At 58.5% G+C, this 20,689-nt stretch carries 23 protein-coding genes; 11 read left to right on the top strand and 12 right to left on the bottom strand.

The window, feature by feature from the left end; all coding sequences use genetic code 11:
- Nucleotides 1-153 precede the first annotated feature (153 nt).
- The 4 genes from GOW09_RS18145 to lpxK are packed head-to-tail and all read left to right on the top strand — an operon-like array spanning nucleotide 154 to nucleotide 4,510.
- Nucleotides 154-1,500 carry a TldD/PmbA family protein gene (locus GOW09_RS18145; protein WP_171119923.1) on the top strand — a complete coding sequence of 449 codons (1,347 nt, stop codon included), beginning with the start codon at nucleotides 154-156 and terminating at the stop codon, nucleotides 1,498-1,500.
- On the top strand, nucleotides 1,487-2,287 hold the full coding sequence (locus tag GOW09_RS18150) for a 3'(2'),5'-bisphosphate nucleotidase CysQ (RefSeq protein WP_171119924.1): 801 nt from the start codon (nucleotides 1,487-1,489) through the stop codon (nucleotides 2,285-2,287). The genes GOW09_RS18145 and GOW09_RS18150 overlap by 14 nt, the downstream gene beginning before the upstream one ends.
- Entirely contained in the window at nucleotides 2,284-3,522 is a 1,239-nt protein-coding gene (locus GOW09_RS18155; protein ID WP_171119925.1) for a 3-deoxy-D-manno-octulosonic acid transferase, read from the top strand. Before GOW09_RS18150 ends, GOW09_RS18155 begins: the two co-directional genes overlap by 4 nt.
- Nucleotides 3,509-4,510, top strand: coding sequence for a tetraacyldisaccharide 4'-kinase (gene lpxK, locus GOW09_RS18160; RefSeq protein WP_171119926.1), 1,002 nt, complete (start codon nucleotides 3,509-3,511; stop codon nucleotides 4,508-4,510). Before GOW09_RS18155 ends, lpxK begins: the two co-directional genes overlap by 14 nt.
- A 39-nt stretch (nucleotides 4,511-4,549) precedes the next feature.
- Here the strand turns inward: lpxK and GOW09_RS18165 are convergent, their stop codons facing one another.
- Both GOW09_RS18165 and GOW09_RS18170 read right to left on the bottom strand, forming a co-directional pair.
- A complete protein-coding gene (locus tag GOW09_RS18165) occupies nucleotides 4,550-5,212 on the bottom strand; it encodes a DsbA family protein (protein WP_171119927.1) in 663 nt (220 codons plus the stop codon).
- 13 nt (nucleotides 5,213-5,225) lie between these two features.
- A complete protein-coding gene (locus GOW09_RS18170) occupies nucleotides 5,226-5,732 on the bottom strand; it encodes a DUF721 domain-containing protein (RefSeq protein ID WP_152459280.1) in 507 nt (168 codons plus the stop codon).
- A gap of 81 nt (nucleotides 5,733-5,813) precedes the next feature.
- On the opposite strand from GOW09_RS18170, the gene mutY reads away from it, so the two are divergent.
- Together mutY and GOW09_RS18180 are read left to right on the top strand one after the other, a co-directional pair.
- Nucleotides 5,814-6,869, top strand: a complete 1,056-nt coding sequence (mutY, locus tag GOW09_RS18175; RefSeq protein ID WP_171119928.1) for an A/G-specific adenine glycosylase — start codon at nucleotides 5,814-5,816, stop codon at nucleotides 6,867-6,869.
- Between the two features lie 61 nt (nucleotides 6,870-6,930).
- Nucleotides 6,931-8,067, top strand: a complete 1,137-nt coding sequence (locus tag GOW09_RS18180) for an alkane 1-monooxygenase (protein WP_171119929.1) — start codon at nucleotides 6,931-6,933, stop codon at nucleotides 8,065-8,067.
- 79 nt (nucleotides 8,068-8,146) lie between these two features.
- On the opposite strand, the gene GOW09_RS18185 is transcribed toward GOW09_RS18180, so the two are convergent.
- The 4 genes from GOW09_RS18185 to GOW09_RS18200 form a co-directional block, all read right to left on the bottom strand.
- On the bottom strand, nucleotides 8,147-9,529 hold the full coding sequence (locus GOW09_RS18185) for an adenylate/guanylate cyclase domain-containing protein (RefSeq protein WP_171119930.1): 1,383 nt from the start codon (nucleotides 9,527-9,529) through the stop codon (nucleotides 8,147-8,149).
- A gap of 140 nt (nucleotides 9,530-9,669) precedes the next feature.
- Nucleotides 9,670-10,770: a site-specific DNA-methyltransferase gene (locus tag GOW09_RS18190; RefSeq protein ID WP_117871999.1), complete on the bottom strand. Its 1,101-nt coding sequence runs from the start codon at nucleotides 10,768-10,770 to the stop codon at nucleotides 9,670-9,672.
- A gap of 107 nt (nucleotides 10,771-10,877) precedes the next feature.
- The gene (locus GOW09_RS18195; RefSeq protein WP_171119931.1) at nucleotides 10,878-11,495 is read right to left on the bottom strand and encodes a ribonuclease HII; all 618 of its coding nucleotides are present in this window, start codon (nucleotides 11,493-11,495) and stop codon (nucleotides 10,878-10,880) included.
- Nucleotides 11,496-11,606: 111 nt separating this feature from the next.
- Nucleotides 11,607-12,065 carry a hypothetical protein gene (locus GOW09_RS18200; protein ID WP_171119932.1) on the bottom strand — a complete coding sequence of 153 codons (459 nt, stop codon included), beginning with the start codon at nucleotides 12,063-12,065 and terminating at the stop codon, nucleotides 11,607-11,609.
- A gap of 176 nt (nucleotides 12,066-12,241) precedes the next feature.
- Here GOW09_RS18200 and GOW09_RS18205 point away from each other — a divergent pair, with 176 nt between their 5' ends.
- The 3 genes from GOW09_RS18205 (at nucleotide 12,242) to GOW09_RS18215 (ending at nucleotide 14,883) form a co-directional block, all read left to right on the top strand.
- Nucleotides 12,242-12,529, top strand: coding sequence for a hypothetical protein (locus GOW09_RS18205; protein WP_171119933.1), 288 nt, complete (start codon nucleotides 12,242-12,244; stop codon nucleotides 12,527-12,529).
- Entirely contained in the window at nucleotides 12,501-13,202 is a 702-nt protein-coding gene (locus GOW09_RS18210) for a helix-turn-helix domain-containing protein (protein ID WP_152459288.1), read from the top strand. Before GOW09_RS18205 ends, GOW09_RS18210 begins: the two co-directional genes overlap by 29 nt.
- Before the next feature lie 106 nt (nucleotides 13,203-13,308).
- Nucleotides 13,309-14,883 (top strand): DUF427 domain-containing protein, encoded by a 1,575-nt coding sequence (locus tag GOW09_RS18215; RefSeq protein ID WP_171119934.1) that lies wholly within the window; start codon nucleotides 13,309-13,311, stop codon nucleotides 14,881-14,883.
- Nucleotides 14,884-14,983: 100 nt separating this feature from the next.
- Here GOW09_RS18215 and GOW09_RS18220 read toward each other — a convergent pair whose 3' ends face one another.
- The 6 genes from GOW09_RS18220 to GOW09_RS18245 form a co-directional block, all read right to left on the bottom strand.
- Nucleotides 14,984-15,778 (bottom strand): DUF1217 domain-containing protein, encoded by a 795-nt coding sequence (locus GOW09_RS18220; protein ID WP_171119935.1) that lies wholly within the window; start codon nucleotides 15,776-15,778, stop codon nucleotides 14,984-14,986.
- A complete protein-coding gene (gene flbT, locus GOW09_RS18225) occupies nucleotides 15,775-16,176 on the bottom strand; it encodes a flagellar biosynthesis repressor FlbT (protein WP_152459291.1) in 402 nt (133 codons plus the stop codon). Before flbT ends, GOW09_RS18220 begins: the two co-directional genes overlap by 4 nt.
- On the bottom strand, nucleotides 16,176-16,550 hold the full coding sequence (flaF, locus tag GOW09_RS18230; protein ID WP_170345565.1) for a flagellar biosynthesis regulator FlaF: 375 nt from the start codon (nucleotides 16,548-16,550) through the stop codon (nucleotides 16,176-16,178). The genes flbT and flaF overlap by 1 nt, the downstream gene beginning before the upstream one ends.
- Before the next feature lie 77 nt (nucleotides 16,551-16,627).
- Nucleotides 16,628-17,839 (bottom strand): flagellin, encoded by a 1,212-nt coding sequence (locus GOW09_RS18235; protein WP_171119936.1) that lies wholly within the window; start codon nucleotides 17,837-17,839, stop codon nucleotides 16,628-16,630.
- Nucleotides 17,840-18,048: 209 nt separating this feature from the next.
- Nucleotides 18,049-18,408 (bottom strand): flagellar biosynthesis protein FlgN, encoded by a 360-nt coding sequence (locus GOW09_RS18240; protein WP_152459294.1) that lies wholly within the window; start codon nucleotides 18,406-18,408, stop codon nucleotides 18,049-18,051.
- Complete coding sequence (locus GOW09_RS18245) at nucleotides 18,398-18,673, bottom strand: rod-binding protein (RefSeq protein WP_171119937.1); 276 nt, start codon at nucleotides 18,671-18,673, stop codon at nucleotides 18,398-18,400. Before GOW09_RS18245 ends, GOW09_RS18240 begins: the two co-directional genes overlap by 11 nt.
- 110 nt (nucleotides 18,674-18,783) lie before the next feature.
- Between GOW09_RS18245 and GOW09_RS18250 the strand changes: the two genes are divergently transcribed.
- Both GOW09_RS18250 and GOW09_RS18255 read left to right on the top strand, forming a co-directional pair.
- The gene (locus GOW09_RS18250) at nucleotides 18,784-20,007 is read left to right on the top strand and encodes a flagellar hook-length control protein FliK (RefSeq protein ID WP_171119938.1); all 1,224 of its coding nucleotides are present in this window, start codon (nucleotides 18,784-18,786) and stop codon (nucleotides 20,005-20,007) included.
- A gap of 3 nt (nucleotides 20,008-20,010) precedes the next feature.
- Entirely contained in the window at nucleotides 20,011-20,673 is a 663-nt protein-coding gene (locus GOW09_RS18255) for a flagellar hook capping FlgD N-terminal domain-containing protein (protein ID WP_171119939.1), read from the top strand.
- The last annotated feature ends 16 nt before the right edge of the window (nucleotides 20,674-20,689 follow it).

Consider the following 20,689-nt stretch of genomic DNA (forward strand, 5'->3'; position numbering starts at 1 on the left):
CGCAACATGCGGCCCTTTCTCTGTCCTGCCAACCCCTGCCCAAACCTCTGAAACGGCACGGGTTCACCGCGATCCTCAACGCACAATCTGGTCACAGGTCTTGCGAGACGGGCGGTCCAAGGCTAGGTCCTTGGCAATCAACCCGGAGGCCTCATGACCTGCTCACCAGAAGAAATCAGCCATCACTTGCTTGACGTGGCCCGCAAGGCAGGCGCGGACGCGGCGGATGCCATCGTTATCGACGGATCCTCTGTTTCCGTCGAAGTGCGGGGCGGCGCGCTGGAACATGCCGAACGCTCGGAAGGGACTGATTTGGGATTGCGGGTGTTTCTGGGCAAACGATCCGCCATTGTGTCCAGTTCCGACAGCCGCCCTGAAACCCTGCGCGCCATGGCGGAACGAGCTGTCGCAATGGCCAGGGAGGCCCCCGAAGATCCGTTTTCCGGGCTGGCTGACAAGGACCAGCTGGTCACAGACTGGGACATAGAGTCACTGGAATTGTCAGACCCCGCCCCGGCCCCGTCTGCCGAAGCCCTGATGCAGGATGCTCTGACGGCCGAGGCCGCAGCGCTGGCCGTCGCCGGTGTTACCCAGGTGTCGGATGCGGCCGCAAGTTACGGGACCCACCATGTGCATCTGGCCGCGACAAACGGGTTCACCGGCGGGTACGCGCGCAGCAGCCGGTCGGTTTCCTGTGTTGCGATCTCGGGCGAAGGCACCGGGATGGAACGGGACTATGACGGCGACAGCCGGACGTTCCAATCCGACCTGCGCAGCGCGGAAGAAATCGGGCGCACAGCAGGCGAACGCGCCGTGCAACAGGTTGGTGCGCGCAAACCTGAGACAGGAAGTTTTCCGGTGCTCTTCGACGAACGGATCTCGTCCTCGCTCGTCGGCCACCTTCTGGCCGCCAGCAATGGCGCAGCGATCGCACGGGGCGCATCCTGGCTCAAGGATTGTTTGGGGCAGGACGTTCTGCCTGCGCACCTATCCCTGATCGAAGACCCACACCGCCCGCGCATTTCGGGCTCGCGTCCCTTTGATGCCGAGGGTTTGCCGACACAACGCCGGGCAATCGTGGAAAACGGCGTTCTGACGGGCTGGACGCTGGACCTGTCAAGCGGGCGAAAACTGGACATGGCGTCCACGGGAAATGCCGCTCGTGGGGTCTCGGGCCCACCATCGCCCAGCAACTGGAACCTGAGCCTGACACAAGGTGACCAAAGCCGCGCCGACCTGCTGCGCGATATGGGAACCGGGTTGCTGGTCACATCCATGATCGGATCGACGATCAACCCCAATACCGGTGACTATTCAAGGGGTGCATCGGGCTTCTGGGTCGAGAATGGCGAGATCACGCATCCGGTCAATGAATGCACCATCGCGGGCAATCTGCGGGACATGCTGCGCCGGATCATCCCGGCGAACGATGCCCGCCCATACCTGTCGCGCGTGGTTCCGTCGCTTCTGATCGAAGGAATGACACTTGCCGGCAACTGACCTGCCCCTGCTGATCGAGGCGGCGCTGGAGGCCGGCAAGATCGCCACGCGCTATTCCGGCACGCAAACACAGCGCTGGGACAAACCCGATGGCGCCGGGCCAGTGACCGAGGCGGACCTTGCCGTGAACACGATGCTGGAGGAGCGGTTGTGTTCGGCGCGACCGGGCTATGGCTGGCTCAGTGAGGAATCCGAGGATTCCACCGACCGGCTGGACCGCAACAGCACTTTCATCATCGACCCGATCGACGGCACCCGAAGCTTTGCAGAAGGCGCGCGCACCTGGGCACATTCCATAGCCGTCGCCGATAACGGCGTGGTGACGGCGGCGGTCATTTACCTACCGATGCGGGATTTGCTTTACACGGCGGCACAGGGTCAGGGCGCGACTCTCAATGGTAAGACGATCACGACCTCGGATACCGCAGAGCTTTTGCAATCAGAAATTCTGGCTGCCAAGCCAAATCTTGACGCTCGGCACTGGCGCGACGCGCAGGCGCCAGAATTCGAACGCGCGTATCGCCCGTCGCTTGCCTATCGCATGGCTTTGGTCGCGCAGGGGCGGTTCGATGGCATGTTGACCCTGCGCCCCAGTTGGGAATGGGATATCGCCGCCGGCGACTTGATCGTCCGAGAGGCCGGCGGCGTCTGTTCCGACCGTACGGGTCAACGGCTTATCTTCAACAACATGCGTCCCAGGTTGAACGGCGTGATCGCCGCCAGCGCCTCGATTCATCTGCAACTGTCGGCACTGCTGGATCCGGCCGGGCCGGGAATCGGAACATGAGCAAACCGCGCTCACTCAGCCTGGCCGCCTACAGGGTGTTGTCATGGGGGTTGCGCAACGGGGTTGCGCCGCAATCCAACCTGCCGCGCCCCGAAGGTGAGTTGCTATGGATCCATGTTGCCACACCGGATCGGCTGCGGGCTGTGACCGACTTCTGCCGTCGGCTGTCGCAGGTCAGGGCCAAGCTGAATTTCCTGCTGACAGCACCCCCGGATGAGGATCTGTCCAACTGGCCGGACAGCAGGTTCCCTTTGATCAACCTGCCACTGGAACAGAGTGGCGCCGCCCGCGAGTTTATCGAATACTGGCGTCCGAACATGGGGTTGTGGGTCGGTGGCGATCTGATGCCCAACATTGTCACGCGCGCTGACGAACAGGCGACCCCGCTGGTCCTGTTCGATGCCCAATTCAGCGTCACACTGTCCCGGAACGCCCGTTGGTTGCCCGACATCACACGGGTGACCTTTGACTGTTTCCGCAAGATTCTCACGCCATCCGCCGAGACAGCTCGACAGATTCGCCGCCTCGGGATCCAATCTGGAAAAGTTGCGGAATCACCGCCTTTGCGGATCAGCCCCAACCCCCGGCCCTGGCCAGAAGACGAACTTATCGAGACCACTCATACACTTGCCGGGCGTCCGGTTTGGCTGGCGGCATGGGTTCAGGACAAGGAGTTCATCTCGGTTCTGACAGCCCACCGTCAGGCGCTGCGAATGCTGCATCGGCTGGTTCTGGTGTTGCACGTGGCAAACGAGCCGGAAGTCACGCCGCTGAGACGGCGGCTGGAATCGATGGACCTGCGCTGCGTCAACTGGGATGAAGGGGACATGATTGAAGACACTACTCAGGTCGTCCTGACATCGGACCCCGAAAACCTGGGCCTATGGCATCGCATGGCACCAGTGACCTTCATGGGCAGTTCACTGGAACGCGGCGCGGGCGGTCAGGACCCGTCCGAAGCAATCGCGCTGGGGTCTGCGATCATGTTCGGACCATATGTGCATCGCCATCAGGAATTCTATTCCAGCCTGCAACAGGTGAACGCCGCCAAAGAGGTTAAGACGGCAACCGAACTGGGCGACGCCGTTGTGCAGCTTCTGGCACCGGATCAAGCTGCCGGCATGGCGTTGGCTGGATGGCAGTTGTTGACCGAAGGCGCACCGCAGGCTGACGCCCTGATCGAAATGGTGCAGGATATTCTGGATCAGCGGGGTGCGGATCATGCGGGCACCTGAATTCTGGAACACGACTCCGGATCAACCGGATCTGAGGGCGCGTATGCTGGCACCGTTGGGGCGCCTATATGCAGCGGCAACCGCCCGTAGGATCGCCTCGGAATCCGGCGAAAAGCCGGGTGTGCCCGTGATCTGTATCGGCAACCTCAATGCTGGTGGAACCGGTAAAACACCAACGGTGATCTGGACCCTTGAACAGCTTCGAGGCGCCTGGCACGAACCACATGTCGTCACGCGGGGGCACGGAGGCTCTTTGGACGGGCCGGTGCAGGTTGATCCGGCCCGGCACACGGCTGCCGAAGTAGGAGACGAGCCGCTGCTTCTGGCGATGTTTGCCGAAGTCTGGGTTGCAAAGGACAGAGCGGCGGGCGCACGGGCCGCCGCAGCGGCGGGCGCCACGGTAATCGTGCTGGATGACGGGTTTCAAAACCCCTCGGTGGCCAAGGATTTCTCGATCATTGTTGTCGATGCTCAACGCGGGTTCGGAAACGGTTTGTGCCTGCCTGCCGGGCCACTGCGGGAACCGGTCGACATCGGGTTGAAACGGGCCGACCTTGTGTTGTCTCTGGGCGATGAGGCCGCGCAAATGGCTTTCACCGCTCAGTGGGGCGACAAGTTGTCCGTTCCCCATGTCACCGGAGCAATCGAGCCCCTGCAAACCGGCATGGACTGGACCGGCACACGCGCTTTGGCATTTGCTGGTATCGGCCACCCCGAGAAGTTCTTCAAAACCCTGCGGCAGCTGGGCGTAGACCTGGTCCGCGCCGAAGCCCTGGACGATCACCAGCCTCTGACTCAAGCACTGATGGCCCGTCTGGAAAACGAGGCGCGCCAACTGGGTGCTCAGATGATAACGACCGAGAAAGATGCCGTACGTCTGCCCCCGGCTTTTCGGAGCAAAGTGATCACTCTGCCGGTGCGTCTGCGAGTCGGCGAAACTGACAAGGTCCGCGACATGCTGCTGAAGGCAGCACCTGCACCCCAATAGGCCCGGTCGGCCCAGACAGGGCCAACCGGAAAAGGGTGTTTAGCCACCCAGTTCGTCTTCGATCAGCTTTTTGAAGTCAGCGTAGGACTGGTTGTCGACCTTCTTGCCGTTCACCACAAATGATGGCGTCGCCTGGATACCATCGCGTTCGGCGTTTTCCTGATACCACGCAGCCAATGTCCGCGCCTTGGTACCGTCTTGCAGGCAAGCCTCGAGCTGATCGCCATCGATGCCGGCCAAACGACCGATCTTGCGCAGCTCGTCCACGATCTCGGCCGGACCACCTGCGCGTGTCCATTCTGCCTGCCCTTCATAGATCAGGTCTGTGATACCGAAGAACTTTTCGGGGCCAGCGCAGCGTGCAACCATCGATGCCCAAAGGCCGTAGCGGTCAAAATACACCTCACGATAGGTAAACTTGACCTTGCCGGTGTCGATGAAGTCTTTCTTGAGTTGTTTGAAGGCGCCCTGATGGAAACTCGCGCAATGCGGGCAGGTATAGGACGCATATTCGATGATTTCGACAGGTGCATCCTCGGCGCCCAACACCATCTCGACGATCGTCGAAGTATCCAGGTCCGCCTCCTGCGCTTCGGCGGCACTGACCAGTGGAATGGTGACATTGGTGTTCGACCCTGTCAGCCAATAGCCGCCAGCGGCCACGGCGACGGCCGCACAGATTACGGTTGCAATACGGCTCATTTTCAGCCCTTTCTCAGCGTTTCTGTTTGGATAAAACGTTGCGCCCGAGACGTTCAAGAGCCGCGCGCAAATCTTCATCATGTACATCGCGTGACATTTTGTCGGCCTCGGTGGCAATGTCAGGCGCAATCTGGGGTTTGGCTTGCTTCGGCTTGTGGTCGAAACTGGCCTGCCCCTCGGCAAATCCGGTCGGAGCGGTCTGGGTGATGCGGACACGGCTGATGGCGTTATAGCCATAGACCGCGTTTACCTTGCCGCGCAGCTGTTCCTTCTGCATTTCCAGCATCGGAGCCTGTGGCCCGGTCGTCAACACGGTCAGGGTGGCACCAAATCCGCCCTTGCCATAACCCACTTTGACCGGGCGCGCGATGGCGGCGGTTTCCTGGCCGACAATCTCGGCCCAGTGGGTCAAAAGCCGCGACACGGCAAACCCCCGGCTTTCCCCGGCGCGCCGGATCTGATCGTTCAGCAAGGATGCGGTGCGTTTGAACCCGCGGGTCGAAGAACGTCTGCGTTGCATCTGGTTTCCTGCTCCTACACCTCTATTGTACTGGGCAGGCCACCATGTGCCAGCGAAACCCGACCGGGAGTTGAATAAAACTTGCGTGACTCTGCTGAATTCACCGTCAGTGATGCGTTGCTGGAGTGGTACGACCGCCACGCCCGCGAAATGCCATGGCGCATCGGTCCGGCAGATCGCGCCGCCGGGATGCGCCCCGATCCCTATCGGGTCTGGCTGTCCGAAGTGATGTTGCAGCAAACAACAGTTGCCGCCGTTCGCGACTATTTCCTGCGCTTCACCACCCGCTGGCCTACGGTTCAGGCTCTGGCCGCCGCACCGGACGAGCAGGTCATGGGGGAATGGGCCGGGCTTGGCTATTACGCCCGCGCCCGCAATCTTTTGAAATGCGCCCGTGCCGTCACGCAGAACTACGATGGCCGGTTTCCCGACAGCTTTGAAGCGCTGCTGAACCTACCCGGCATAGGCCCCTATACCGCCGCTGCGATCTCGGCCATCGCGTTTGATCAGCCTGAAACCGTGTTGGACGGAAACGTCGAGCGGGTCATGGCCCGGCTCCATGACATTCACGATCCGCTACCCGGGTCCAAACCCCTGCTGAAGGAAAAGGCGTCGGCCCTGACCCCGGCCATACGTCCCGGCGATTACGCGCAGGCGGTCATGGATTTGGGGGCAACCATCTGCACGCCGAAGTCGCCGACATGTGGCATTTGCCCCCTGCGTCACCCCTGTCAGAGCCGCGTCGCAGGCACCCAGGCCGACCTGCCACGAAAAACACCCAAAAAGCCCAAACCCACGCGGTATGGGCACGTGTATGTTGCGCAAAGCGCAGACGGGGCCATGGTGCTGGAACGCCGGCCTGACAAAGGTTTGTTGGGCGGAATGCTGGGCTGGCCCGGATCAGAGTGGAACGATGCCCCGGCCGAACGGCCTCCGTTCCCCGCGAATTGGAAGATGTTGTCGGGCGAAGTGCGCCATACATTTACGCATTTCCACCTGATTTTGCGGATCTGGACCACGGATGCCGCCGATCACGACATACCCGAACATCTGACAGTTGTAGACAAGCACAGCTTCAGGCCCGGCGACCTACCAACCGTGATGCGCAAGGCCTATGATCTTTGGCGAGGACAATAAGTCCGTTGTGTAAGTCTTCGGGCCATGGCTAGGATATCTCCATAAAGTCGGAGCAGAAAAGATGATCGCAACAGGCACATTGTCCCGCTGGCAATCTGCATCCCCTTTCTGGGTGTCGTTGTTGCTGATTCCGCTGGTCTGGTTTTCAGCTGCTACCGGTGGATGGTCACTGCTGCTGGTTCCTGCCGCAACCTGGTGGGCTTTTGCAGTGCTGGACCGGATCACCGGGCTCAACACTCAAAACGCCGACCCCGAGACGCCGGACACGGCGCTGCAATGGTACATATTGCTGACAAAACTCTGGGCCCCGATCCAGTTCGTCACCCTTTTTGGTCTGATCTGGTACGCAACCCACAACACCCATCTTTCAACGCTTGAGAAAATCGGCCTCTTCTTTGGCATGGGCGTCATTTCGGGCACGATTGGGATCAATTACAGCCACGAGTTGATGCACCAGAAAAGCCGCTTGGAACGCTGGCTTGGGGACATCCTTCTTGCCATGGTGCTGTATTCTCATTTTCGGTCCGAGCACCTGTTGGTCCATCACCGCCATGTTGGCACCCCGCGCGATCCGGTAACGGCGCGCTACAACGAAGGTTTCCATCGCTACTATCCCCGCGTTCTGTGGCAATGCTGGGTTTCGGCCCTCAAGGCCGAGCGCAACAAGCTGGCCCGTATCGACAGACCGTGGACAGATCGTTCAAACCCGTTCTGGCGGTACTGGGCGCTGCAAGGTGGGATGCTGGCACTGGCCGGCCTGATCGGAGGATGGTCCGGCGTGGCGCTGTTTCTGCTTCAGGCTGGTGTCGCGATCTGGCAGCTCGAGCTGGTCAATTATGTCGAGCATTACGGCCTGACCCGAAAACACCTGGGCGAAGGACGGTACGAGCATGTCCTGCCACGCCATTCCTGGAATGCCTCGCAGAAAGCTTCGAACTGGTTGCTGATCAATCTTCAACGCCATTCGGACCACCATTACAAACCCAATCGCCGGTTTCCGCTGCTGCAACATTACGCGTCGGACACGGCACCGCAATTGCCCTATGGCTATCCCGTCATGACTGTAGCCGCGATGATACCGCCGCTTTGGCGGCGGGTCATGAACTCGCGCGTTCGCGCGTGGCGGCGCCACTACTATCCCGAGATCACCGACTGGCACCCCTACAACAAATCTTTGAACCCCATGCCCAAAGCGTGATCGCAGCGCGCACAGGCGCGCTGCTTGGCCCAACTGTCAGCACTGCATCTGCGATGCTGTTCTGACGGGCGGGAGGCCCTCAGCTTTTCATCACCCAGACATCCATCGGCGCCTCGACCCCTCGCACGGGTTGGTCGCGACAGGCAACAAAACCGGCCATGACCTCCGGCGCCTGCGGGTTTTCTTGCTCAACCCGCAGGCGTACGGCATCGCTGACAACGATACGCGCCTTGAATTCACGCGTCAGTGCCTCAAGCTTGGCCGCCACATTGACCGCATCGCCAATCACCGCGAATTCCAACCGGTTGGCACCGATATCCCCAAGTACGACCGAGCCGTAATGCACCCCAACTCCGACATGGATTTCGGGCTCTCCCACCCTGCGACGTTCCAGATTCCAACGGTCGATCACACCCACCATCGCACTCGCGCAGTCCAGGGCATTGCTCGCGTCCAGGGGCGTTGGCACCGGAGTGCCGAAGGTCGCCATCAAACCGTCGCCCAGATACTTGTCCAAGGTCCCGTGGTGCCGGAAAACCTCGGTTTCCATACGGGCATGAAACCCGCGCAGAACCTCGATCACTTCATAGGGATCCCGCCCGGCGGCGTATTTGGTGAACCCGACGATATCGATGAACAGTACCGCCACATCTTCTTTGCGGACCTGTTTCAGCGGCTCATCGTTCTGGCTCAGCTCATCCACCACATTGGGCGAGAAATACCGCGACAGGTTGGCCCGTTCCCGTTCCAATCCCGCGTTGTTCATCAACAATTGATTGAGACGCCGCATCGAGATGCCCAGCGTTACTGCAACCATCATGAACACGATCACCTGCTGTATACGTTGAGGGACCATGAAACTGTTGGGATCCAGCAGCTCGGCAACATCCGGATAGCCCTGCAAGGCCTCTGCAACCTTTTCGCTGATCTCCGGAATAGGCGTGGCCACCCACCAGGCGACGATCCAACCGATCGTCCACATCATTGCCGTCCACGAACCGATGGCAATCACCGTACGCCAGGAATAGGCTAGGGTTCCAGCCGCCAGAATGACGAAAAAATACTGAAAGTTGTCAAACCGATATTGCATGGCCAGCGGCCGGACATCATCGCTGAACGGATTGGGTACGATCATCCCCAGTGTCATGATCAACAGATCAACAAAGATCAAAAGAAGCTCGACCCGGGATTGCCCCACCCGGCCCGCGCTGCGGATCAGCCATCCATTGGCGCAGATCAGCAGCAGGATGAAATGATACCACAGCACATCCCATTGCGGGTTCAGAAAAATAAGCAGAGCCCCGGTCAGGGCCATGGCCACCCAGCGCGCGCGTACAGCCAGTTCAAGCCCTTCGCGCTTGTGCCGCTCTAACGCGGCCTCTGTGTACTTGTTGTCCAGATCGAACGTGTCAGGTTCCGTGAAAAACAGACTGCGGCGGGGCTGCGCGGTTGTCTCGGTCATGGCCGTGATCTTTCTTGCAGTGTCAGGGTCATCTTCATGCAATCACTGTTGGTCCAAAAACAAAAGACCCCGCCGTAGGATCGGCGGGGCAAGGCGTAGTGCCTTGTGTCAGGCCACAGGCACCGGCGGTGTTCTTGAAATCAGTTCATCTCGGCCCGGATCTGCTGGCGCAGAACGTCGATCGGAACCGTTTTGCCGTCGCGCTTGAAGCACCAATAGGTCCAGCCATTGCAGGACGGCGCATTTTCCAGATGAGCGCCCACCTGATGGATCGAGCCTTTGACGTTGTCGCCGACCAGCGTGCCATCGGCGCGAACCTTGGCCTTGTGGCGCTGGTTCATGGAATAGAGCTCTTCGCCCGGGCGCAGCATGCCGCGCTCGACCAGCTGCCCGAACGGAACACGCGGCTCGGCACGTTTGCTGGCGCTGACTTCCAGAGCCTCACGGTCGAACTTGCGCACCTTGGCGATGCGTTTCTCGGCCACCTTGCGATAGCTTTCCTCGCGTTCGATGCCAATGAATTCACGGCCCAGCATCTTGGCGACGGCTCCGGTCGTTCCGGTGCCGAAGAACGGATCCAGCACCACGTCCCCGGGGTTGGTCGAGCCGATCAGAACACGGTGCAGCAGTGATTCCGGCTTTTGCGTCGGATGCGCCTTGTCGCCATTTTCATCCTTCAGACGTTCATGCCCGGTGCAGATCGGCAGCACCCAGTCGCTGCGCATCTGAACGCCTTCGTTCAGGGCCTTCAGCGCCTCATAGTTGAACGTGTATTTGGCCCCTTCACGTTTGGACGCCCAGATCATCGTCTCATGCGCGTTGGTGAAACGCTTACCGCGGAAGTTGGGCATCGGATTTGATTTACGCCAGACAACGTCATTCAGAATCCAGTACCCTGCATCTTGCAACGCCGAACCGACACGGAAAATGTTGTGGTAAGAGCCAATCACCCAGATCGCGCCGTTTGGTTTGAGCAGACGGTGCGCCGCCTTCAACCACGCGCGGGTGAATTCGTCATAGGCACCAAAGCTGGAAAACTGATCCCAGTGATCGTCGACCGCATCCACCTGGCTGTTATCCGGGCGATGCAGTTGGCCTTTCAACTGCAAATTATAGGGCGGATCCGCAAAGATCAGGTCAACGGACGCCTCGGGAAGACTGTTCATCACGTCGATGCAGTCCCCGGATAGAATCGTGTTTAAAGGGGGCGCTTTCGCGCCCTTTTTGGTGGTTGTCGTCATATCACTGCCTCAAGTGTCCACGGCGCTTTTGCGCTCATTTGGTTGAGACAAGGATGAGTCAAAGACGAATCGGCGTCAATTTCTTTTTTGAATCAGCGACTTACGATTTACTCTTGATACAAGATATTGTGCACCGGCTTGAACGAACGTCTATGGTGTGGGGTCACGCCAAGATTTTGCAGTGCTTCCTTGTGTTGTTTTGACGGATAACCGGCGTTGGTTTCCCATCCATATCCCGGATGCTGTTGCGCCAAATCCACCATCACCTGATCGCGCCAGTTTTTCGCAAGGATCGACGCGGCTGCAATTGACACCGATCGGGCATCCCCCTTCACGACGGCCTGCGACGGGATTTTCAGGCCGCGTGGAATCATGTTCCCATCGATCAGCAGGAAATCAGGGGCCAGTGTCAGTGCCTCGACCGCGCGCAGCATCGCCAGATGCGATGCCCTGAGGATGTTGATCTCGTCAATCTCGGCGACCGAAGCTTCGGCCACGGCAAACTCGGCGCTGTGCCGGATCTCGGCATCCAGGGCGGCCCGACGTCTGGCCGTCAGCTTTTTGGAATCATTCAATCCTTCGGGGATGGCCTGTGGGCTCAGGATCACGGCCGCGGCGACGACCGGGCCGGCCAAGGGGCCGCGCCCGACCTCATCCACTCCCGCGATGCGAAAATGGCCCCGGTCCAGCAGCGCCTGTTCAAGTTCGAAATCTGGTTTTGTCATACCCTTGGAAAACCGCGTTTCACACAGCGCCGCAAGAAAAAAGAGAGAGGGCAGCCCACACCACCCTCTCTCACGCGGCGCGTCTTTGGCGCCGCTCCTGCTCAACCGGTATTACTGGTAAACGACACGGTATCCTTTCTGGCGCAAGCACGCGGGTTCGTATGCCCGCTTGACCTTTTGGCCATTCCAGAAACCGACTTTGCACTCTTGCGGCAGGCTATTGGCATGTTTGTAGTGCTTCTTGAGGCATTTCGGCCCAAGCAACGGATGATCCTGTGAATACCCGTTGAATGTGCGCAGGCAGCGCTGGGGAAGATCATAGCGCGCCACGCGCGGCGGCAGAGGACGCACCGGTTGCGGCGTGTAAGGTGCCGGTGTATAGGTCTGGTCGCGAGTTGCCCGGTCCTTTTTCTTTTCCTTGTTGTAATAGTGAACCCCGGCCCCGATGAGCGCGATGGCCGCCAGCCCGCCAAGAATGTCCTTTGCGTCCGCAGCCCGTGCCTGAGTCGCAGAAACCCCGGTTATTGCAACCGCGGTTGCAACGATGAAAGCGATGAATTTCCTGTGCATGATGCGTGTCCTTCATAGTGTTTGGGCGACCGTGTGACGGAGCGCGTAATGATTGCCCTGACACTGGGTGCGACCGGTCCAGACAAGCAATAACGGCCCGGTGTTATCGGATATCAGAGCCCGCAAACCCCTTGGGTTATTGAATATCGCGGCAACTCATGCGCAGGATGCGGCCTATGAAACAGATCCTCTCTTCTCTGACCTTTGCGGTCCTGATATCGCTTGGCTCTGCTGCGTCTGCGGCGGATTGCTATGCGGACTACAAGGCCAAGAAAGACAACCCGCTGCGTCTGCACTATGGGGTCATTCAGGTCTCGAACTGCGACAAGGGCCAGGCCCAGGCAGAAATCGCCCAGCGCCTGAGCGCGTCAGGCTGGACCTTGCTTGAAGTGCAGTCCGTTTTCGGGCCGGAAGGGTTGGATCAGAGGAAAGGCAATGCCGGAAAATTCTATCTCCGTTTCTGACGCGCGCCGGTCGGGGGTCCGTCTGGTCGTGCTGGGCGTCGCAGCCATTGTCGCCATTCTGATCACCGCCGCCGTTTTCCTGTTCTGGACCCTGCCGGACGCCAACGCATTCAACGCGCGGGTCGAGCGATTGTTCATCGAGACCGATCTGACCTCGCAAACCGAAATCCGGTTGCTAGAAATTCTGGCCCAGTCCGGCACCGCCTTCGCCGACACCCTGTCCAGTTATCGGATGGTGATCTATGTGCTGCTGGTTTTTGCCTGCGCCATGATGGCCTCGGCATTGGTCTTTCTGGTGATGCTGGTACTGCTGAACCGACGCATGGCGCAGATCGAACGCACCGGCATTCAGGTGACCTCGTTGCTGATCAGCCGCGAGGAAAACACCGTCTACCTCAACAACATGGATTTCAAACTCACGCCCGCCGCGATGGAAACCCTCTCGGTTCTGGCTGAATCCCGGCTGGATGATGAGGTTTTGTCCGGCGCCCAGATCGAGGCGATGATTTCCGGCCGTAATGAGGCCGATTGCGACGAAGCCGCAGGCGCGACACGGATAAAACGGTTGCGGGATGCGCTTGGCAACCAGATGGTCAGTGAACTTCTGGTCAAGAACATCGCCAAAAAAGGGTATATGCTGTCCATCGAAAAAGACGTGATACAAATGGTCTGAGCCTTGCTGCATGACCGTATGCGTTGACACTTTTCCGTTCTGCGCCTCTTGGAATGTGGGATGCAAAGCCCCATTCTAGAAAAAACCCAGGCAAGGGAGGTCGCATATGAACGTCCACGCCGCACCAAAAATCAATGGGTATGGAATCTCGGTTGAATCGCTAAATGGCAGAATTGCCATTTATCGCAATGATGTGCTTTTGGCTGAAAGCACAGATGCCAAGGTGATGTATGAAACGCGCCTGCCGCCCACGATCTATGTTCCCCGCGCGGATGTCTGTGTTGATCTGAGCGAAGAAACAGACCTGCAAACATTCTGCCCGTTCAAAGGCACTGCCACGTATCGCGACATCAATCTGGGGTCCGAAAACCTGGCCAATTCTGTCTGGGCCTATGAAGAAGCCCTGCCCGAAAGCGCGGCCATTCAAGGCTGTATCGGCTTTGTGCCCGGCGCCTATACGAAAATCGATCTGGGCGACAACCGCCTTCGTGAACCTGAAGACGGCAACATCAGCGGGCCCCTGATTGATTGGTTGATGCGTGGTGCTTCGACCGCGGCAACACCCGAAAGCTTTACCAAAGCGCTGGCCGAAAGGATGCTGGAGCACGGCATCGCAATACAAAGGCTGAGCATTCTGGCCTGGTCCCTTCACCCCCTGATCGCGGGAAAGCACTATATCTGGGAAAAAGATGAAGAAGAGATTCTGACTAGGGCTCCGACATACGAAATCTATGATCACCCAGCTTTCATCAACAGCCCCTTGCGGCATGTCTCGAACGGCCTGGGTGGCGTGCGGCAAAGGTTGAATGATGAAAACCCGCAAAACAGCTTCCCGATCATGGAGGATCTGCGGGCCAAGGGCGCAACAGATTACGTGGCCATGCCCTTGCCGTTTTCCGACGGGCGCACCAATGTTCTGACGCTGACCTGCGATCACCCGGACGGGTTTACCACCGAAAATCTGGGTCTTGTCTTTGAATGTTCTTCGGTAATCGCCCGTTTCTACGAAGTGTTCATGCAGCGCGAAAACGCGCAGGTCCTGCTGGAAACCTATGTCGGCAAACGCACCGGCGCGCGCGTATTGGGCGGCGAAATCAGGCGGGGTGACGGGGATGAGATCGACGCCGCCATCATGTTCTGCGACCTCCGCAATTCAACGAGCCTGGAAGAGAAGCTGGGCCGGGGCGAGTATATCAATCTCCTGAACGAGTTCTTTGAAACGGTCTCGGGCATTGTTCATGACAACAACGGAGAAGTCCTGAAGTTCATTGGCGACGCTGTGCTGGCCGTCTTCCCTGCAACGGACGAGGATGCCAGTACGGCCCGCACCAATGCCCAGCGCTCGGCGATCAAAATCGTCGAAACTTTGGGAGAGCTGCGCAAAGAAGGTACGGACAGGCATTGCGACTGTTCGATCGGCGTCGCGTATGGGCGTGTCACCTACGGCAATGTGGGATCTCGCGAACGGCTTGATTTCACAGTTATCGGTCAGGCCGCAAACATCGCCGCACGTTTGGGCGAGTTCGGCAAGTCGCAAGGGCACCGCATTGTCGTTTCAGAAGACATCGAACCGGCCTGTTCCAATGCTGTACCGCTGGGAGACGTCAATCTGCACAACGTGTCCCGACCCGTCAGATCATATGCTTTGCGAACCGCAGCCGATGAAATTCTGAACGGTTGAGGCCTTTCGTTGCAGTTCTGAAGAAAACCGCATTGCCTTGATCAGCGTGACGCCCTTGCGATCATGCTCCACCGATCACTTCGATCCGGAGGCGTTCTGCTCAAACGGCCCCCAACAAGATCAATGCGGTCTGCGCCGGCGAGATCGTGTTCTGAAGTTGCGAAATCTGACTTCTGGCCAAATAGGTGTCGGTCAGTTTCTCGATGGACTTTGGGTTCGAAAACTGTGCCAGATCCTCCGAGCCGGTCAGTTTGAGCAACCTGGCCTTGAACTCGACCAGTTGTTTGTCAATGTCCAGCTGCGCAAAGGATGACGGCAGTCCAAGTGCCGTTTCCATCATGCTGCGCAAGGGCGGCAACCCCATCAGATCGAACCACTTTGTGTCTGCGCTTGAGGTTCTGTTGGCAAGATCTGAAAGCTCTCGTTGTGCATGGAGCGAAATACGCATCGTTTCATCCGACTCGCCAACGGCAATTTCAAACCGGGCCGTCAAATTGGCCTGGGCGATTTGCTCCATGTCGGACGTCAGCGCGGTTTTTCGGACAGCACCGGGACCAAACCCAAAGGCGTCAGAAAACTCCCGGTATCGCTTGTCGGCCAATCGATTGGACAACGCGTCATCCGCCTGTGTCCCATCCTCGAGGATTTTGCGTATGAAAAACCGGTTGTCCAAATCTCCTTCCAGTCCGAACGCACCCAATGCGACCTGCAACAACCTGCAATCCGACACCAGCTGTTCGGCGGATTGGATTTTTCCGATGTTGTCCAGAAAAAACTGTGTCTCTCTTTCATTCGCAGCTGACGACGAAAAACTCTGGAGCTGGCTTTCATAGGTACGTTGCAAGAACCGCCAGCCCACGATTCCACCGCTTGGGATGACGGGCTGGAATGTCATTGCTGATAAGCCATCAGCCGCTCTTCGCGCGGCAGAAGCGAGCGAAGCGATTTGAGGCACTTGTAATAATGCTCTGCAACCAGGGCATCCGTGGCTTCGGCCAAGACCCGGCGGCTATCTGCATCCGTAAAAACCTGGCTCAGCTCTTCCACGCGGCGCAACAATTGCTGACGTGCTTGGCCAGGTTCGATGTCCCCCGACAATACAAGCTGCGCGGCATAACAGACGCGGCGCACCGGCGTATTCACCTCATCCGGATGAATCGCATCCCGCAGTCGAAGTACATTTGCCTGTGGCGTCATGATCGAAAACCGGCCGCGGCGATCGCCGTTCTCAATCACGACCCCGTTGATCAGAACCCTTTCTTTCGGGGCAAGCTTCAGGACCAGACCACTCATCAAGTTGCCCTCATCTGGCGCAATCCGCGCAATACGGCCGTGTTGATTTCCACCAACGGTTCAACGGTTGCGCCGTCTCCCAGAACGCGGCTGCTGTGTTGTTCGGTGAATTCGGCAAGGTAGAAGATCCTGGCTCTCAGGTCGTTGGGCAGGGCATTCTCGGAATCGGCAACGCCGGTGGCGAGCACCCCCCATAGCCGCCGGTTTTCGTGCACGGCCTGTACAAAGCCCGAAAAATCCGTTGCCTTTTGCGCTGTTGCTGCCTTCAGACGCCGTGTGATCCTTGAAATCGCTTCGTATTCCGTGTCTCGAGGCGTCCGAGTCGGCGCGGCGGTTTGCGCATAGGTTTGATGGGCTAGGGTTTGCGGTGTCACTTGAAATCCTTCCAAAGGGCCGTCATCAGGCAGTCATTGATGGGGCGCGAAGACCGCGCCCCAACCGATTTCGCGAATTAGCGGAACAGCGACAGAATCGACTGCGGTGCCTGATTGGCGATCGAAAGCGACTGTGTCGCCAACTGTTGCTGAACCTGAAGCGCCTGCAACCGTGCCGAAGTCTCTTCCATGTCCGCGTCGACCAGCGACCCGATGCCTGACTTGAACGAGTCGGACAGGTTCGAGATGAACTCTTTCTGAGTTTCGATCCGGCTTTGAGAGGAACCGAAAGCAGCCGACGCGTCGATCGAAGTATCGATCAGCGACTCAACGGCGGCCAGGGCAGCGGTCGCACCCGCACCGGTCGAAACATCAATGCCGGCCAGCGCGCCCAGACCACCTGCACCGGCGTTCACGAATTGAGCCGAAAACGAAATGTCCGAGCCCGTACCGTTGGTAACAGACAAAGTTCCGGCTGTACCCGAGTCATAATCGACGGTCAGACCGGTAATCCCAAGCTCTTCAATCTTCGATTTCAACCCAACAGCAACCAGATCACCGGTTGTTGTCGCGGCAGCGTCTTCGGCGGAAACGGTATAGGATACGACCTGATCGTTGATCGCTACGACGACCTTGTCCCCGGCGGCAAAAACACCGCTGGATTCGTCGGTGACCAGCGCGGTTGCGGCGGTTGCGCCGTTATCGATGGTTGCGCCGACGCGATCGTTGCCTGTCGATGCGCCGGTCGAACCGTCAAAAACCTGCTTGGTGACATAACCACCGGTCGACAGGTTCTGCCCTGCAACGGTGATGGACGACGAGGTCACAGCACCTGTGTTGTCACGATCCAGCGATGCAAGGATCGAAGCGGAACCGGCAGAGCCGTCAACCAGGTTCAGACCATTGAACTGCGCCGCACTGACGACGGACGCGATCTGATCTTTCAGTGCAGTCACATCATCATTGATTTTGCCGCGATCAACGTTGTCTTCCTGCGCCGCGACGATCTTGCCTTTCATCTGGGTCAGCAGATCGGTGACGGTTTCCGCGGCGTTCCGCGCAACGGCGACGGTCGATTCGCCAAGCGCAAGACTGTCCTTGATCGCGTTGAAACCTTTGACGTCCGACTCCATCACTTTGGAAATCGCCCAAACTGCCGAGTTGTCCTTGGCCGTTGCGACATCCTTGCCGGTCGAGATTGCGTTCTGGGTCATCGCCAGGTTTTTGTTGACCGACTTGAGAGTCTGCAGCGCAACCATCGCGCCATTGTTTGTCAGAATGCTGGACATAGCTTTCATCCTTTTCCGTTCGGGCCATTTTGCCCATGTTCACCCCGCACTATTTGCGGGCATTGGTGTCTTTCTGACCTGTGCGACGCGCCGCGTGGCCGTTCGCGCCACCTGTTGATCTCAGGTGCAACACCAATTTTGAACCCGATCCCCTAACGGAGTGCTAAAGCGCCCGGCCTAGAAATTTCGGATTTGAATCAAACTTCTGCCTATGCCCGCTTTTCCAGCTTTGCCGTGCTGCGCACCGCGAATTCACTTCGCTGTCCGTCTGCACCATAGGTGCTGAATTCCTGCCGAACGCGCCGCAATTCAGCCATTCGGCTGGCGACCGCCCGGATGCCTTCAGCCGCGCTGTTCAGCAGCGCCTGATTGCGCTCGGCTTTCTGTTGAACGCGAATCAGTGCCTCACTTTCCAGCACCTGAAGATCATTGATTGCCCCGATCAGCTTTTCTTTTTCAGGCACCATGCTGGACAAACGGTCCAGATCTCCCTGTACAAGTGCGGCACGTTCCAAATCCAGGACTTCTTCCAAAGACTTGATCAACGCTTTATCGGCCTTAGACGTCATCGGTTTTCTCCATCAGTGACTTGAACAGAATTTCGGAAAGGCCCACGCCGCCGGACCGGGCCAGTTGCTGCGCCTGATGTTGAACAAGCATCGAAGAAAACTGATCCTCACCGGCGCCACCGCCAAAGGACTGCCGGGTCTTTCCCAACCCGGCAGATTTCAGCATTTCGGCCAGAAACGCGGCCTCAAGCTCTATGGCGGCGTTTTCCAGCCGGGTCTGGGGTGACTGTGATTGAGATACGTGAGGAAGGGTGGAAACCTTCATGGCATTCTCCGAATTTGCATCGAACTTTCTCGATCAAAGGTGAAAGCGGTTAAAATAAACGTAACTTCCTACAGGCAGTGTTCCGACAAGTCACAAGGAGCCGGAGCAAAATGCCCAACCCCCTAACGCTGGCGAACGCAATGCCTACTACACCCGAGAAAGCCGTCACATCGCGTAAGGCTCCGGGCCAAAACACTGGCTCGGAGAGCTTTCAGGATGTCCTCGGGCAAGAGGTCGGTGCCACCGGCCACCCAGAAGGCGAAAACGCTGCCATCAATGCCGAGCTGAAAAGTGTCGAAGCGGAGCCCGAACCTGTGCCGGAGACAACGGCCGAGGCATCTGCAACGGTCCATCCGACCCCGATTTCAGAACACATCGGCAAACAGCAAAACCCTTCTGCATTCCTGGAAACCCCGGACTTGGGCAAGGTAAAGGTGGTGCCGGTTCGGGTGGCGGAGGTAAATCAAGCACCCTCTGAAACACCGGATCAACCACCGGTATCGGTACCAAAAGGTTTGCCCACACAAAGCGACACACCTTCCCCGGTTCCGGCGCTCTCGCAGAAGGTGCAGGGTCCGACGCCCCAACCTGTGCACGTGACAGCCATGACCGAAATCGGCCAGATGTTTGATCAGCTTGCAAAGCCCAAAGGCACGGTCGAACAAACGGGGGCCGTCCCCCTCCCGCTGGACCCTGAAAAGAAGCCGTTGCCCGAAGTGAACATTCTGACGCCCAAATCGTCAGCGCCTGACCGGGCGCCCTCGGTGGCGCAGCTTCAGCTGATGGCAACTGCCGTTGAAGCCGAACCCGTGGCACCCGTTGTCGAAGCTGAGGCCCCGCCGGCCGCCAGAGAGGAACCTTTGCCGCTGACCTCGCGTGAGTCCGTGCCTCAATTTGCGGCTCCGTCCACTGCCGCCCGAGCGGAAATCGCCCGGGCGATTGCTGGTCAGCTGTCGGCGGCTGTCCAGACCCGCACCGGATCAGGAGCAACGGAAATAGCGCTGAATCCGGAAGAGCTTGGGCGTGTGTCCATTGTTCTGAACGGGCGGGAGGACGGGCTGCAAATCACCATTGCGACCGAGCGCCCGGAAACCCTCGATTTAATGCGGCGTCATTTGTCCGTTCTGACAGAAGAGTTTCAGAAGCTGGGTTATGGGGATCTGAGCTTTGATCTGGGAACCTCTTGGGGTTCTAGCGCACATCAAAAGGACGCAAACGACGCTGACACACAATCCCCTTCACATTCAGAAGCTGCGCCGCACGAACGGATCGATCACACAACTTCCCACACACAGTATCTGGCCTCGGGCCGGGGCATCGACATGAGGTTTTGACCAATGATTACGCCTGTCAACACCACGCAGCCCGTTGCGGATCAACAAAAGGCCGGGGCATCTCAGAAATCCGCGATTACGTCGGACTTTGAGACATTCTTGCTGATGCTAACGGCGCAGGCAAAGAATCAAGATCCGTTGGAGCCGATGGATTCGACCGAATATGCGTCTCAGCTGGCGCAGTTCTCGATGGTCGAGCAACAAGTCCAGACCAATGACCTCTTGTCCAACCTGGCCAACGCATTGGGCGGCACGAAACTGAACGAGCTTGCAAGCTGGGTGGGCATGGACGTCCGTTCGACGTCAGCTTTTAACTTTGACGGCCAGCCCGTGACATTGTTTGCCCAGGCCGACCCTGATGCGGACGCGACGAAATTGGTGATCCGCGACAGTGATGGCACGGTAATCGATAACGTCATCGTACCCACGACAACCGAGGAATTTGTTTGGGCCGGAGTGGATTCTTCAGGCAATCCATTGGCATCAGGCAACTACACCGCAACCCTGGAAAGCTACAAGGGCGACAAGTTGCTCTCTGAAAAACCTGTCGCCGCCTACAATCGCGTCGTCGAAGCGCAGGTTGGCGACGATGCTGTTTTGCTGACCTTGCAGGGCGGTCAAGTGATTCCCGCAACTCAGGTCACCGCAGTCCGAACTGGTGCTTGATCTGTCGGGCGGGACG

Source organism: Ruegeria sp. HKCCA5463 (genome assembly GCF_013034175.1).
GTDB lineage: Bacteria > Pseudomonadota > Alphaproteobacteria > Rhodobacterales > Rhodobacteraceae > Ruegeria.